This is a genomic window from Aeromonas sp. 1805 (assembly GCF_013085525.1).
Taxonomy (GTDB): domain Bacteria; phylum Pseudomonadota; class Gammaproteobacteria; order Enterobacterales; family Aeromonadaceae; genus Aeromonas; species Aeromonas hydrophila.
On record NZ_CP038515.1, the window covers coordinates 1,733,988 to 1,746,870 of the forward strand.

The 12,883-nt window shown below is 56.8% G+C and carries 12 protein-coding genes; 2 read left to right on the forward strand and 10 right to left on the reverse strand.

From position 1 onward, the window contains the following. Nucleotides 1-2 precede the first annotated feature (2 nt). The 3 genes from E5E96_RS08220 to E5E96_RS08230 all read right to left on the reverse strand — a co-directional run bounded on the left by E5E96_RS08220 (nt 3) and on the right by E5E96_RS08230 (nt 3,863). Nucleotides 3-1,118, reverse strand: coding sequence for an ABC transporter permease (locus tag E5E96_RS08220; protein ID WP_101617528.1), 1,116 nt, complete (start codon nt 1,116-1,118; stop codon nt 3-5). Nucleotides 1,119-1,200: 82 nt separating this feature from the next. Beyond that, a complete protein-coding gene (locus tag E5E96_RS08225) occupies nt 1,201-2,781 on the reverse strand; it encodes an ABC transporter ATP-binding protein (RefSeq protein ID WP_024944637.1) in 1,581 nt (526 codons plus the stop codon). An 83-nt stretch (nt 2,782-2,864) separates the two neighbouring features. Beyond that, entirely contained in the window at nt 2,865-3,863 is a 999-nt protein-coding gene (locus tag E5E96_RS08230; protein ID WP_024944638.1) for a BMP family protein, read from the reverse strand. A 432-nt stretch (nt 3,864-4,295) separates the two neighbouring features. On the opposite strand from E5E96_RS08230, the gene uvrD reads away from it, so the two are divergent. Then, a complete protein-coding gene (uvrD, locus tag E5E96_RS08235) occupies nt 4,296-6,467 on the forward strand; it encodes a DNA helicase II (RefSeq protein ID WP_171281905.1) in 2,172 nt (723 codons plus the stop codon). Nucleotides 6,468-6,597: 130 nt separating this feature from the next. Here uvrD and E5E96_RS08240 read toward each other — a convergent pair whose 3' ends face one another. The 6 genes from E5E96_RS08240 to E5E96_RS08260 form a co-directional block, all read right to left on the reverse strand. Further along, nucleotides 6,598-7,230 carry a hypothetical protein gene (locus E5E96_RS08240; RefSeq protein ID WP_171281906.1) on the reverse strand — a complete coding sequence of 211 codons (633 nt, stop codon included), beginning with the start codon at nt 7,228-7,230 and terminating at the stop codon, nt 6,598-6,600. Continuing rightward, nucleotides 7,231-8,748: a dGTPase gene (dgt, locus tag E5E96_RS08245; RefSeq protein WP_171281907.1), complete on the reverse strand. Its 1,518-nt coding sequence runs from the start codon at nt 8,746-8,748 to the stop codon at nt 7,231-7,233. A 444-nt stretch (nt 8,749-9,192) separates the two neighbouring features. Then, nucleotides 9,193-9,723 carry a transposase gene (locus tag E5E96_RS08250; RefSeq protein WP_171281908.1) on the reverse strand — a complete coding sequence of 177 codons (531 nt, stop codon included), beginning with the start codon at nt 9,721-9,723 and terminating at the stop codon, nt 9,193-9,195. 186 nt (nt 9,724-9,909) lie between these two features. After that, nucleotides 9,910-10,431 carry a substrate binding domain-containing protein gene (locus E5E96_RS22485; protein ID WP_253264708.1) on the reverse strand — a complete coding sequence of 174 codons (522 nt, stop codon included), beginning with the start codon at nt 10,429-10,431 and terminating at the stop codon, nt 9,910-9,912. After that, the gene (locus tag E5E96_RS22490) at nt 10,428-10,802 is read right to left on the reverse strand and encodes a LysR family transcriptional regulator (RefSeq protein ID WP_253264709.1); all 375 of its coding nucleotides are present in this window, start codon (nt 10,800-10,802) and stop codon (nt 10,428-10,430) included. The genes E5E96_RS22485 and E5E96_RS22490 overlap by 4 nt, the downstream gene beginning before the upstream one ends. Before the next feature lie 194 nt (nt 10,803-10,996). Next, nucleotides 10,997-11,782, reverse strand: coding sequence for a hypothetical protein (locus E5E96_RS08260; RefSeq protein ID WP_171281909.1), 786 nt, complete (start codon nt 11,780-11,782; stop codon nt 10,997-10,999). A gap of 237 nt (nt 11,783-12,019) precedes the next feature. Between E5E96_RS08260 and E5E96_RS08265 the strand changes: the two genes are divergently transcribed. After that, the gene (locus tag E5E96_RS08265) at nt 12,020-12,361 is read left to right on the forward strand and encodes an SH3 domain-containing protein (protein WP_171281910.1); all 342 of its coding nucleotides are present in this window, start codon (nt 12,020-12,022) and stop codon (nt 12,359-12,361) included. A gap of 104 nt (nt 12,362-12,465) precedes the next feature. On the opposite strand, the gene ydfZ is transcribed toward E5E96_RS08265, so the two are convergent. Next, a complete protein-coding gene (gene ydfZ, locus E5E96_RS08270) occupies nt 12,466-12,663 on the reverse strand; it encodes a putative selenium delivery protein YdfZ (RefSeq protein WP_011704234.1) in 198 nt (65 codons plus the stop codon). Nucleotides 12,664-12,883: the final 220 nt, after the last annotated feature.

The window sequence follows — 12,883 nt, forward strand, 5'->3', positions numbered from 1 at the left end:
GATCAGGCCCCCTTGACTTGCGCAGAGCGGTTGGCAAACGCCAGATAGAGCTGCTCGATGCGCGGACGCATCATGTGCTCAAGGGCGCCACAGAACAGGATCACCAGACCCTGCAACACCACCACTATGTTGCGGTCCACCCCGAACTCGAAGCTCAGCTCGGCGCCGCCCTGATAGAGGAAGCCAAACAGCAGGCTGGCGATGATGACGCCGACCGGGTGGTTGCGCCCCATCAGCGCCACCGCGATACCGGTGAAGCCGAACCCTTCCACGAAGTTGAGCTTGATCTGGTGCAGTTCACCCTGCAGCACGTTGAGGGCGAAGAAGCCCGACAGCATGCCGGAGATCACCATGGCCAGGATCACCACCTTGGGATAGGAGATGCCGGCATAGGCGGACGCACTCTGGCTGGCGCCGACCGAGCGGATCTCGTAGCCCCAGCGGGTATGCCAGATGAAGATCCACACCAGGGCCGCGCAGAGCAGTGCCCAGAAGAAGCTGATGTTGAGCGGGCTGTTCGACATCTCCATGCCGAATGCTCCCGCCAGTTCGCTCATCTTCGGCAGCCAGCTCGCCTCGGCAAACACCTTGCTCTCGGTGGCCATGGAGCCCGCCGGCTTGAACACCTCGACCAGCAGGTAGGCCATCAGGGAGGCGGCGATGAAGTTGAACATGATGGTGGTGATGACGATGTGGCTGCCGCGCTTGGCTTGCAGCCAGGCGGGGATGAAGGCCCAGGCCGCGCCGAACAGGCCGCCGGCGATGATGGCCAGCGGCAGCAGCAGGGCGAACGGCAGGGAATCACCCAGCAGCAGACAGACCAGACCGACGCCGAGGCCGCCGATATAGGCCTGCCCCTCGCCACCGATGTTGAACAGGCCGGCGTGGAAGGCCACCGCCACCGAGAGACCGGTAAAGATGAAGCCGGTCGCGTAGTAGAGGGTGAAACCGACCCCTTCACCGGTGCCGAAGGCGCCGTACCACATGATCTCGGCGGCATCGACCGGGTTGATGTCGAGGTAGTAGAACAGGATGGCCGACACCAGGAAGGCCAGCAGGATGTTGACCGCGGGCAGTACGCCCACGGAGATCCAGGCAGGGATACGTGCTTGGCTCATGGGCGAGCCTCCTTGGCAATCTGGTCGGAGACGGGGGGGTTGACCATCAGCAGGCCGAATCCGTTACAAGTGGCTGTGAGCTTCATGATGTGGCTCCTTGTGATTGGCTTGCCGCCACCTCGTCAGGAACTATGTTCGCCATCATCAGACCGATGGTGCGTTCATCCGCCTTGGCGGCATCCAGCTCACCGACGATGCGACCGTCGGCGATGACCAGAATGCGGTCAGAGAGGCTCATGATCTCGTCCAGCTCCACCGACACCAGCAACACCGCCTTGCCCTTGTCGCGCATGGCGATGATCTGCTGGTGGATATACTCGATGGCGCCGATGTCGACCCCGCGGGTCGGCTGGCCGATCAACAGTACGTCCGGGTCCTGCTCCACTTCCCGGGCGATCACCAACTTCTGCTGGTTGCCGCCGGAGAAGTTGGCGGTCTTGTGCTCGGGATGGGGCGGGCGCACGTCCCACTTGTCCATCTTGGCCTGGCAATCCTGCAGGATCGCCTCCTTGTTCTGCAGCCAGCCCTTGTTGTACTGGGGACGGCGGTGATAGCCGAGGATAAAGGCCTCTTTCGCCTCGAAGCGGTTGATGAGACCCATCTTGTGTCTGTCTTCCGGCACGTGGCCGAGACCGAAGTTGCGCACCCGCTCCGGGTCGGCCGGGTGGCTCACGCTCACTTCGTGGGCCTGACCGCCACCGGTGATGGTGAAGCTGCCCTTGCTGGGCTTGAGGATGCCGCCGAGCAGGCTGAGCAGCTCGGACTGGCCGTTGCCGGAGACGCCGGCGATGCCGACCACTTCACCGGCCCGCACCTCGAAGCTGACGGATTTGACCCGCTCCACCTTGGCGTCGTCCACATAGCTGAGGCCATCGACCTTGAGCTTGGCGTCGCCCGGCTGGGTCGGCCCCTTGTCGACCTTGAGGCGCACCTTGCGGCCCACCATCAGTTCGGCCAGCTGCTCCTTGTCGGTATCCTTGGTGGCGACGTGGGCCACCATTTCACCCCGGCGCATGATGGAGACCTGATCCGTGATGGCCAGGATCTCGCGCAGCTTGTGGGTGATGAGGATGATGGTGGCGCCCTGATCGCGCAGCTTCTTGAGCACCTCGAACAGGTGATCCGCCTCTTGTGGGGTCAGTACCCCGGTCGGCTCGTCCAGGATCAGGATGCGGGCGCCGCGATAGAGCGCCTTGAGGATCTCTACCCGTTGTTGCAGGCCCACCGGCAGATCCTCGACCTTCTCGTGCAGCGGCACTTCGAGACCATAGTCCCGTGCCAGCTCGCCCAGCAGCTTTTCGGCCGCCGCCAGGCTCTTGCCCAGGTGCCAGCCGTTTTCCGCGCCGAGAATGACGTTTTCCAAAACCGTGAAGTTGTTCACCAGCATGAAGTGCTGGTGCACCATGCCCACGCCTGCGGCAATCGCATCTTGTGAGCCATGGGGTTTGAACGGGTTGCCGTCGATGAACATCTCGCCTTTGTCGGCGTGGTAGAAACCGTAGATGATGCTCATCAGGGTCGACTTGCCGGCGCCATTTTCGCCGACGATACCGTGAATGCTGCCTTTACGAACCTTAAGGTCGATCTGCTTGTTGGCGTACACTTCGCCAAACCGCTTATCGATACCCCTTAATTCGATGGCATAGCGATCTGTCTGGTCCATGATGCAGTCCTTGCGGGTCATGAAAAGAGACTAAAAACCGGCCCGTGCGGGCCGGTCGTTGGGTTGAGAGTAGTAGCGGTTACTCAGTATTTGCAGGTGCTGTCGCTCATGTAGTCGTGCACCTTGACCTTGCCGGAGATGATTTCGGCCTTGATGGCGTCCACCTTGGCTTTCATCTCGGGGGTGATCAGCTTCTCGTTGTCTTTGTCGAGCGCCCAATCCACACCACCCTCGGCCAGGCCCAGGTTCTTGATACCCGGTTTCCAGGTGCCCTTGGCGGCGTCATCCCAGGTCTGGTAGGCGGCCAGGCCAACCGACTTGACCATGGAGGTCAGCATGGTGCCCGGTTGCAGGTGGTTCTGGTTGGAATCCACGCCGATGGCCAGTTTGCCTTCGTCCTTGGCGGCCTGGTAAACACCGATGCCGGTACCGCCGGCGGCGGCATAGACCACGTCGGCGCCCTTGGCGAACTGGGACTTGGCCAGTTCGGCACCCTTGGCCGGGTCAGCAAACGCCGCCGGGGTGGAGCCGGTCATGTTCTGGAACACTTCGATCTTCGGATTGACGTACTTGGCACCCTGCTCGTAGCCGCACTCGAACTTGCGGATCAGCGGGATGTCCATGCCGCCCACGAAGCCGACCTTGCCGGTCTTGGAGGCGATGGCAGCCAGCGCGCCCACCAGGAAGGAACCTTCATGCTCCTTGAAGATGACGGACTGGACGTTCGGCTTGTCGACCACCATGTCGATGATGGTGAACTGGGTTTTCGGGAACTCGGTCGCTACTTTCTCTACCGCGGAACCCATGTTGAAGCCGACGGCAACGATCGGGCCGTTGCCACGGCTGGCCAGACGACGCAGACCTTGCTCACGCTGGGCTTCGTTCTGGGGTTCGAACTCCTTGACCTTGACGCCTTTGTCTTTGTTGTAGACTTCGACGCCATTGCGGAACACGGCTTCGTTGAACGATTTGTCGAATTTGCCTGCGGTGTCGTAGATGACGGCGGGCTGGGAGGCTGCCTGGGCAGAAAGGGCAGCGAGAGTGAGGGCGGCAACGGTGGCCAGCTTGAGCACTTTAGTCACGATCGTATCCTTGATTGTTATGTGAGGGTCCACAACCTGCCGGGGCAGGCCATAAAGCACGCTGGCTAACTGTAAGTGAGCCACGGTGTGGGTCAAGGAGATCATAAAGGAAAAACGTTTGCGTTAACGGTTTGAAATATAAGCAAATCGCTTTATAAGTGGTTGTTTTGATGCCTGTTTTCAGATTTAAATTCTGTGAATAATTGGCTCCAAATGACATTTCTGTTTGTATTCATAAGGTTATAAGCAAGCGTTTTCTTCAAATTGTACAAAAAGTGGCTTCCAATGGTGCCAGCTGATGGATTTTTCTCGGTTGGAATGCGTCATCCTCGGTGGCAAGCAACCGGCTTGCAGCGATCACCGACAAGCCGATTTGGTCTGTGGCGCCGCAGGTCGTATAATCCCCGCCTGTATAAATAAACAGGAGTGGTGATGGACGTTTCAACCTTGCTCGACGGGCTCAATGACAAGCAAAGAGACGCGGTGGCGGCCCCCCGTTGCAACCTGCTGGTGCTGGCCGGTGCCGGTTCGGGCAAGACCCGGGTGCTGGTGCACCGTATCGCCTGGCTGATGCAGGTGGAACGCTGTTCACCCTTCTCCATCATCGCGGTGACCTTTACCAACAAGGCGGCGGCCGAGATGCGCGGCCGGGTCGAGAAGGTGATCGGTGACGGCGTGCGTGGCATGTGGATCGGCACCTTCCACGGCATCGCCCACCGCCTGCTGCGGGCCCACCATCTGGATGCAGGGCTGCCGCAGGATTTCCAGATCCTCGACTCCGACGACCAGTACCGCCTCATTCGCCGGGTGCTCAAGGCGCTCAACCTCGACGAGAAGCACTGGGCCCCGCGCGCCGTGATGGGCTACATCAACGGCAAGAAGGACGAGGGCCTGCGCCCCGGCGACATCGACCTCTACGGCGACCCCGTCACCCGCACCTATCAGCAGATCTACAAGACCTATCAGGAGACCTGCGATCGCTCCGGGCTGGTGGATTTTGCCGAGCTGCTGCTGCGCGCCCACGAGCTGTGGCTCAACAAGCCGCACATCCTCGAGCACTACCGCGATCGCTTCCAGAACATCCTGGTGGACGAGTTCCAGGATACCAACGGCATCCAGTACGCCTGGCTGCGGATGCTGGCCGGCGACACCGGCAAGGTGATGATCGTCGGCGACGATGACCAGTCCATCTACGGCTGGCGCGGTGCCAAGATCGAGAACATCCAGCGCTTCCTGACCGACTATCAGGGCGCCGAGACCATCCGTCTCGAGCAGAACTACCGCTCCACCGCCAATATCCTCAAAGCCGCCAACTGCGTCATCGCCAACAATGCGGAGCGGCTCGGCAAGGAGCTGTGGACCGAAGGGGCCGAGGGGGAGCCGATTTCCCTCTACGCCGCCTTCAACGAGGTGGACGAAGCCCGCTTTGTGGTTGGCCGCCTCAAGGATTGGAAAGAGAAGGGCGGTTTGCTGGCCGACTGCGCCATCCTCTATCGCTCCAACGCCCAGTCCCGGGTGCTGGAAGAGGCGCTGATGCAGGACGCCATGCCCTACCGCATCTACGGCGGTCTGCGCTTCTTCGAGCGCCAGGAAATCAAAGACGCCATGGCCTACCTGCGGCTTATCAACAACCGTGGCGACGACGCCAGCTTCGAGCGGGTGGTCAACACCCCGACCCGCGGCATCGGCGATCGCACCCTCGAGATACTGCGCAACAACGCCCGCGATCAGGGCCAGAACCTGTGGCAATCGGCCAAGGCGCTGCTCAATGACAAGGTGCTGACCGGCCGCGCCGGCAACGCGGTGCGCGGCTTTGTGGATCTCATCGACGCGCTGGAGGAACAGGTCTCCCTGCTGCCCCTGCACCAGCAGGCGGATATCGCCATCCAGCACTCCGGCCTCAAGGCGATGTATCTGGCGGAAAAAGGCGAGAAATCCCAGGCGCGGGTAGAAAACCTGGACGAACTGGTCACCGCCTGCCGCCAGTACCAGCGCCCGGACGAGCTGGAAGACATGAGCGATCTCTCCGCCTTCCTCGCCCACGCGGCGCTGGAGTCCGGCGAGAATCAGGCGGACGAATATGCCGACGCGGTGCAGCTGATGACCCTGCACAGCGCCAAGGGCTTGGAGTTCCCGCTGGTGTTGCTGGTCGGCGTGGAAGAGGGCATGTTCCCCAGCCAGCAATCCACCGAGGAGTCGGGCCGGCTGGAAGAGGAGCGGCGCCTCTGTTACGTCGGCATGACCCGCGCCATGGAGAAGCTCTACATCTGTTATGCCGAGAGCCGCCGCATCTATGGCCGCGAGATGTTCCACAAGCCGAGCCGCTTTATCCGCGAGATGCCCGCCGAGTGTCTGGAAGAGATCCGGCTGCGCACTCAGGTCAGCCGCCCCACCCAGTACGGCCGCTTTAGCCAGAACGAGGTGCAGCAGAGCTTCGACGCCAGCGGCATCAAGCTCGGCCAGCGGGTGCTCCATCCGAAATTCGGCGAAGGGATAGTGCTCAACTTCGAAGGGGTCGGCCAGCAGAGCCGGGTGCAGATCCAGTTCGACGACGTCGGCGCCAAGTGGCTGGTGACGGCCTACGCCAGATTGGAGGCGCTCTGATTTATTCTGCCTTTTGATAAAACCAACCCGGCTTAGGCCGGGTTGATTGTATCAATTGTTGCGAAGTCATGAATTACACATTCAGCTTAATATTGCTCAAGATATAAATATATTAGCCAACGAGTGATATTTACCTCCTTGTGGCATAGTCATTTAGCAACTCGCTCATCATTGAATGGAATATTGGATAACGTTTATAATGAAAGCTATTGTTTGACCAGCGAAGGGAAGACTCTCCGGCAAGGATTCGATGACCAACCCATCTTGTATCTATTAGAGTTTTACCACCTCTTTTATTTAAAAGTAATAAACTCCCCATGAACTTAGTCCATGTTATATTACTTACAAGAAGCTTTGTCCCATACAAATGAAAGGAACGCCCACTGTCGAAAACAAAGAAATCCATATCCCAGTAATCCATAAACTCATCCAGCACTCTAATATTGTCGATAGTCAGATCACTGGTAGACAAATCTATCATTGGGATAAAATACTTCTTTCCGTCAATTTTTAGTATTGAGTTGATAGCTAATTCTTCATCAACATCTAGGTTATCGAGATAATCATCTAGCCACGTCATATTTATTGCATCAATGCTTTCCGAAAACTTAATGTTTTCGTCCACAATTGTCGACGGTGTATAGATATATTTCTTAAAGGAAACAATCGTATTTTCAGAAAGCCTAACTCGTCTTAATTCAAGTAAGTGTTCTATATATATTCGGCAAGGATGCCTTCTATAGTTCACACGGTTAACACCCATTTACTTCACCTTAATTCCAGTCAGCAACTGATACAACTCAACAGAGAATCCATCAGTCATACCTGATATGTAATCAACAATCAAATGACATCTGTGGTTAAATTCAACTATTTTTCCTGCATCATCAGGGGTTGTTCTTTTATATTCACTTATATGCTTTGAAGGCAGCAAGTTAAAAAGTCTAGAATGAACAAACAGCTTGTTTTTTCTTATTTCCTTGTTGTTGTTATTTATTAGAAGTCGAAATTTATCTTTTGGCATCTTAAGCAGAGGAGCAAAGTTATCCATTAATCCATAGATGACGGAATAACCACTAAGTTCTATTTTTTCTGCTTCTTCCGAAGTGAATATATATTTTGAAGTAAAATCTTTAAGAGTTTTTTGAATTTTACCAACTGAGCTCATGGCTTTATCAACGATACTGTCACTATCACCAGTCATGATAGAGTCTAGATCTTCCAAAAATATTTCTGCTACTTCTTGAACACTAAGGTTAGTAATATACGTCTTAAGTAAGATAAAATTCTCTGCTAGGCTTTTATTATCTTCAGAGCTAGTTAATGCTTCCATAGATAACTTATAAGATTTTTCTATTTCGGTCAAAACTTTATCTAAATGAATATCATGATCTGAGTTTCTTTGTATGAAATTAAAATCTAATTTCTTCTTTAGGAAGACAAAGAATTTCTCATATGAGACAATGCCTTTCTCAATACCATCCTCAATATCACTTATACAGTAAGAAATATCATCAGCCGCTTCCATTATATATACAAGTGGATGGCGTTTACCTCGTTCATCAATACCAAGTTCAGACCATACATCCTTTACAAGAGCTTCTTCTGTAGAAAAATACCCCATCTTCTTTTTATGTAAAATAGTTCCATCAATATCTTTATTTGATGCTGTATATTTAATTATTGATGCGATCTGCGACGTAGTTAAATTCAACCCAAAACCATCATGCCCTTGTAGCTTCGTTACTATTCTAAGCCCTTGTGGATTACCATCGAAATTTAAAAAATCCTCATAATCATGAAGCTCTTCCTCAGCGACCCCATGCGCCTTAGACAATTCTTTCTTATTATCTGAAAACCAAGATGATATAGCACTCTCACCAAAGTGGCCAAATGGTGGATTGCCCACATCATGAATTAAACACGCAGTTTCAACTACATTACGAATTGCTTGTGCATTTTCGTATATATAGCTTTCTTGAGGTGAAACATTACTATGACCATCTAATTTACCCTTGATGATCTCGGTTATTTTTTGCACGATGAAGATGCCTATATGAGCAACCTCCATTGAATGAGTTAATCGACTTCTTACTGCGGCGTTATTCTCTAATGAAAATACCTGAGCCTTCATCTGCAATCTTCTGAATGCTGGTGAATAAATGTATCTAGCACGATCACTCAATGTTGCAGATAACAGATCATCATGAGTAGCTTTCGATGGCCGAAATCTCTTTATTGATAAAAGCTGTGGATTACTTGACTGTTTTATTGTTGCCATACTAAATACAAACCTCAACTTCAAATCGTGAATGTTGCATTATAACCACTAACAGGAAAGCCTAACCAGTACCGCAGATTCAATTCGTGAAGCGCAATCGGTAATTCACCAAGAGGAAAATTCTGGAGGTCAACTATCTGGCCCCCTCAACTAAAAAACACGGTGTAGCTGATGAAGCTACGCCGTGTTTTTGGATGCAGGAATCTGATCACTTAACCAGCTTGCTCTCCATCACCCCTTGCTTGCCTTCCTCTTCACTGACCTGACTCAGCTTGGAGCGGGCCATCAGCAGGCCCATCTTGACCTCCTGCCAGACGTAGTAGTTTTTACCAGCCTCGGTGCTGAGGGTCAGGGCCGTAGGTTCGATTAGCGAAGCGTAATCGGACGATCGCGTAAGACGTTCGCGTAATCGGTAGCTTACAACTGAACAACCCTTTTAGAGGTTTACTCCAATCCCCCCAACACCCCATCCACCGACCCGCACCAATCCTGCGGATAGACGCCACTCGCCACATAACGATGGAAGGTGGAATATGGCCAATCAGCTACCCGCGTGACATGACCATGTTTGAGGGGGTTGATATGGACGTAATCCATATGGTGGCGGTAATCCTGCTCATCCCGGATCAGGTGTTCCCAATAATGGCGTTGCCAGATACCCCGCTCCCCGTGGCGCAACCGGGTCTGGCTGCGCCGCTCGTTTACCGGCAAGGCGCGGGAAAAGTGGCTTTTGATCAGCCGCCAACGCAGGGGGAAATCGGTGTCCCCCTCCGGCAAAGAGAGAATGCAGTGGAGATGGTCGGGCAACACCACCCATGCATGAATGGCGAAGGGGTGAGCCTGCTGCACCTTGGCAACGCTATGGCGCAGCAGGTCGATCTGCTCCACCAGCAACCGGTTGTTGCGTCGCTCCAGCAGGTTGACGGTAAAGAACCAGGTTCCTCCGGGCCACCATGCCCGCCGCCAGTTGGCCATACCCTTCCTCTCGCCTCGGCCGAAAAGCCAAGCATAGCCTTGCCTCACTTCGATCTGCTTGCAGGCCATGATGACACGGATGTTCCATTACGCGATCGTCCGATTACGCTTCGCTAATCGAACCTACACGCTGCATACAGGTATCGTGGCCGAGAGGCAGAAACTCCAAGTCCCCGCCTGTCTGACTTACCTCGGCTGAAACGCCTTGACGATAAATTCGATCAAGAGCCGCACGTTGGGGGACTGCTCCTTGTGGAAGGGGTAGACGGCGAACAGGGCGTGGGGGTCGGGTTGCCAGTCGGGGAGCAGGGTCACCAGGGTGCCGTCCGCTAGTTCGCTCGTTACGAACTCTTCTGGCACCAGGATCACCCCGAGCCCTTGCACCGCCGCCTGTTTCAGGGCGATGCCGTTGTTGGCGCAGAAGTTGGCGGGGGGCAGCTCCACCACCACACTTTCCGCGTCCCGGGTGAAGAACCACTTGTTGGGGGAGGAGGAGAGGCTGTAGCGCAGACAGTTGTGGGCCTTGAGATCCGCCGGGTGGGCGGGCTGGCCCGCCTCCTTCAGGTAATCGGGGGTCGCGCAGAGCACCCGCTGCACCTGGCACAGGGGTTTGGCGCGCAGGGTGGAGTCCTCCAGGGTGCCAGCCCCCCGGATCACCACGTCCAGCCCCTGATCCACCAGATCCATGTAGGTGTCGCTCAGGATCACCTCGATGCCGATCGCCGGATAGCGGCGCTGGAACTCGCAGACAAGGGGTTGAGCCGGATCAACCCGTAGGACATGGGCATGCCGATCCTCAGCCTGCCCCTGGGGGTGAAGGAGGCGGCCATGATGGACTGGTCGGCGGCCTCCAGGCTGTCCAGCACGGCGCATATCTGGCCGTAATAGGCCATGCCGGCTTCGGTGACGCTCAGCCGCCTGGTGGTGCGGTTGATCAGCGCAATGCCGAGAAAGGCTTCCAGCTCGTTGATGTTCTTGCTGACCGCCGCCTGGGAGAGGCGCAGGTCGTCCGCCGCCGCCCTGAAGGAGCCCATTTCCACCACCCGGCGAAAGACGTTCAGCGCCGTGATCTTGTTCATCCTGCCCCCGTTAATTCACTACTGGTAAATGATGGCGCCATCATTGCGCACTTTTATCACAATAGTGCGGATCCCCGGGGTGTCCACCCCCCATCCCCCGCCAGACAGAGAGTTGCCGGTGGTAGAGCGGCCCGGATCATGGCCCTCCGGGGCGTGGCGGGCCCGGGCCCCGCCGCCAGATGGCACGCACCGGCTTACTGCACCTTGCCGGGGGCGGGGGGCAGGGTGATGCCGACATCGGCCCAGGGGTTGGTGCCGAGCAACTGGGCGTGAGGCACGTCGGCCTGGTAGCGCATGGTGAACGCTCTGGGCCCGTGGGCGAAGGCCACCAGCAGCCCCTGTTTTGCGTCCATCAACCCGGCGTGCATGCCGAGCCCGTGATAGCTGATCCGCACGGCCTTGTCCTCCAGGCCCACCTTGTCGATCTGGAAGCGGGCGATGCTGCCGTCTTTGAGGGTAAAGCCCCAGCGGAACGGGCCGCCGCTGACCACCGTCATCACCTCGTCGATGTCGGTGCCATCTTCTGCAGAGTTGACGTGCATGCGGCCATATTTGCCGAGCACGGCGCTGCGAGTACGCTCGTCCAGCGCCATCAGGTCATAGACCTTGGGGTAGGGGCCGACGCCGGTCTCCTCGGTGGCGACGCCGCCTCCTTGCACTGCGGGCTCGCGGCCTGCGAGCCTGGCCTGTTCCAGCAGCTCCCCCTGACTCAGATTGAAGGCCGCAATCAGGGCGCCGTGCTCCGCTTTGGTCAACGCGCGGCGGTGGGAGGCTTCAAGCAGCGGCCTGGCGGCGTCGGGAATGTCGACGGTGACCACGTTGACGCCGATGGGGTTGAGCGCGTTGTTGACCGCTTCGACGCCGGTCACGGCGGGGCGGCCATCGCTGAACTGCACCGAGACGATGTCACCGGCGAAGGTGTTGAAAGAGAAGGCCGAGGCGAGGGTGCCGGCCAGCAACGGGATAGGGGTGAGTTTCATACAAGACTCCTCGTTAAGGTTCGAGAAGCAGTCTAGGGCGGTGATGTGTTCACTGAAATGACACTCGAATGATATGAAAATTCACTGACAGTAATGAATCGTGGGGATCAGGGTCGTCGGCCCGCCCCGGGGGAGATCGCCCTCTGCCAGAGGGTGTGAGCCCGGTTGACGCAACGGGGCCCGGCTTGTGGTATGACTCGGGGCGTCACCAAACAGAACCTGTCGGAGGAAGAGACAATGCTGGCGTTGATCACCACGGCGCACCACACCTGTTACCCCAATCCCATCGCCTTTCGGGCCGGAGAGCGGGTGCGCATCGGCCACGAAGACGACGAGTTTCCGGGCTGGGTGCGCACCTTTACCGCAGACGGCAACGAGGGGTGGGCGCCCCTGTCCCTGCTTACCCCGATCGGCGCCGGGGAGGCGCAGGCGCGCCAAGACTATACCGCCCGGGAGCTGGACGTGGCGGTGGGCGAGCGGGTACGGGTGGAGCGGGAGCTGGCAGGCTGGCTCTGGGTTCACAACGAAGCGGGGCAATCAGGCTGGATACCGGCAAGCTGCATCGCCTCGCCCTCATAAGGTGCAGCGGCTCGGAGAAGGAGTAGAGAGCAGAAACCCGGCCACTGACGGGGCGCGGCGGCCGGGTGAATTGTAAAGAGTAGGGTGACAGAAAACGCGGGGTATCAGCCTAGTCTAATCAACTCGATGGGGGCGTACTGCTCCCGGGAGTTGGCCAGCAGCACGCACTTTTCATGCTCGGCCTGATAGGGGGTCAGGTTGTCGGTATGGGCCTCTTTTAGAAAGTCGACGGCGCCGGTGGCGGCGATCATCACGCGCTGACCGGGTGTGAGCGCATTACGGTTTCGGTCATAGATTTTCATGGCACTCTCCTTTTGTGGGGCCCGGCGCTATGCCCGGGCTGCGCGGATCAGCCTACGCCCCTGCCAAAGCGTGATGCATGTCACAGATCAAAAAAGAGCCAAAGAGGGACTCGGTGCGTCGGCAAGGGCGAGCGGGCCTGCCGCGCGGGGTCGTCCAATCCTGTCGCTGGGAAGGTAGGTGGATTCTGCTTTTTGCAGGGGTGGGCTCGAACAAACGGGG

What these genes read in the sequence shown, in the direction of transcription:
- E5E96_RS08220 (WP_101617528.1), bottom strand. Translation starts at nt 1,118, where the DNA reads ATGAGCCAAGCACGTATCCCTGCCTGGATCTCCGTGGGCGTACTGCCC.
- E5E96_RS08225 (WP_024944637.1), bottom strand. Translation starts at nt 2,781, where the DNA reads ATGGACCAGACAGATCGCTATGCCATCGAATTAAGGGGTATCGATAAG.
- uvrD (WP_171281905.1), top strand. Translation starts at nt 4,296, where the DNA reads ATGGACGTTTCAACCTTGCTCGACGGGCTCAATGACAAGCAAAGAGAC.
- E5E96_RS08240 (WP_171281906.1), bottom strand. Translation starts at nt 7,230, where the DNA reads ATGGGTGTTAACCGTGTGAACTATAGAAGGCATCCTTGCCGAATATAT.
- dgt (WP_171281907.1), bottom strand. Translation starts at nt 8,748, where the DNA reads ATGGCAACAATAAAACAGTCAAGTAATCCACAGCTTTTATCAATAAAG.
- E5E96_RS08250 (WP_171281908.1), bottom strand. Translation starts at nt 9,723, where the DNA reads ATGGCCAACTGGCGGCGGGCATGGTGGCCCGGAGGAACCTGGTTCTTT.
- E5E96_RS22490 (WP_253264709.1), bottom strand. Translation starts at nt 10,802, where the DNA reads ATGAACAAGATCACGGCGCTGAACGTCTTTCGCCGGGTGGTGGAAATG.
- E5E96_RS08260 (WP_171281909.1), bottom strand. Translation starts at nt 11,782, where the DNA reads ATGAAACTCACCCCTATCCCGTTGCTGGCCGGCACCCTCGCCTCGGCC.
- E5E96_RS08265 (WP_171281910.1), top strand. Translation starts at nt 12,020, where the DNA reads ATGCTGGCGTTGATCACCACGGCGCACCACACCTGTTACCCCAATCCC.
- ydfZ (WP_011704234.1), bottom strand. Translation starts at nt 12,663, where the DNA reads ATGAAAATCTATGACCGAAACCGTAATGCGCTCACACCCGGTCAGCGC.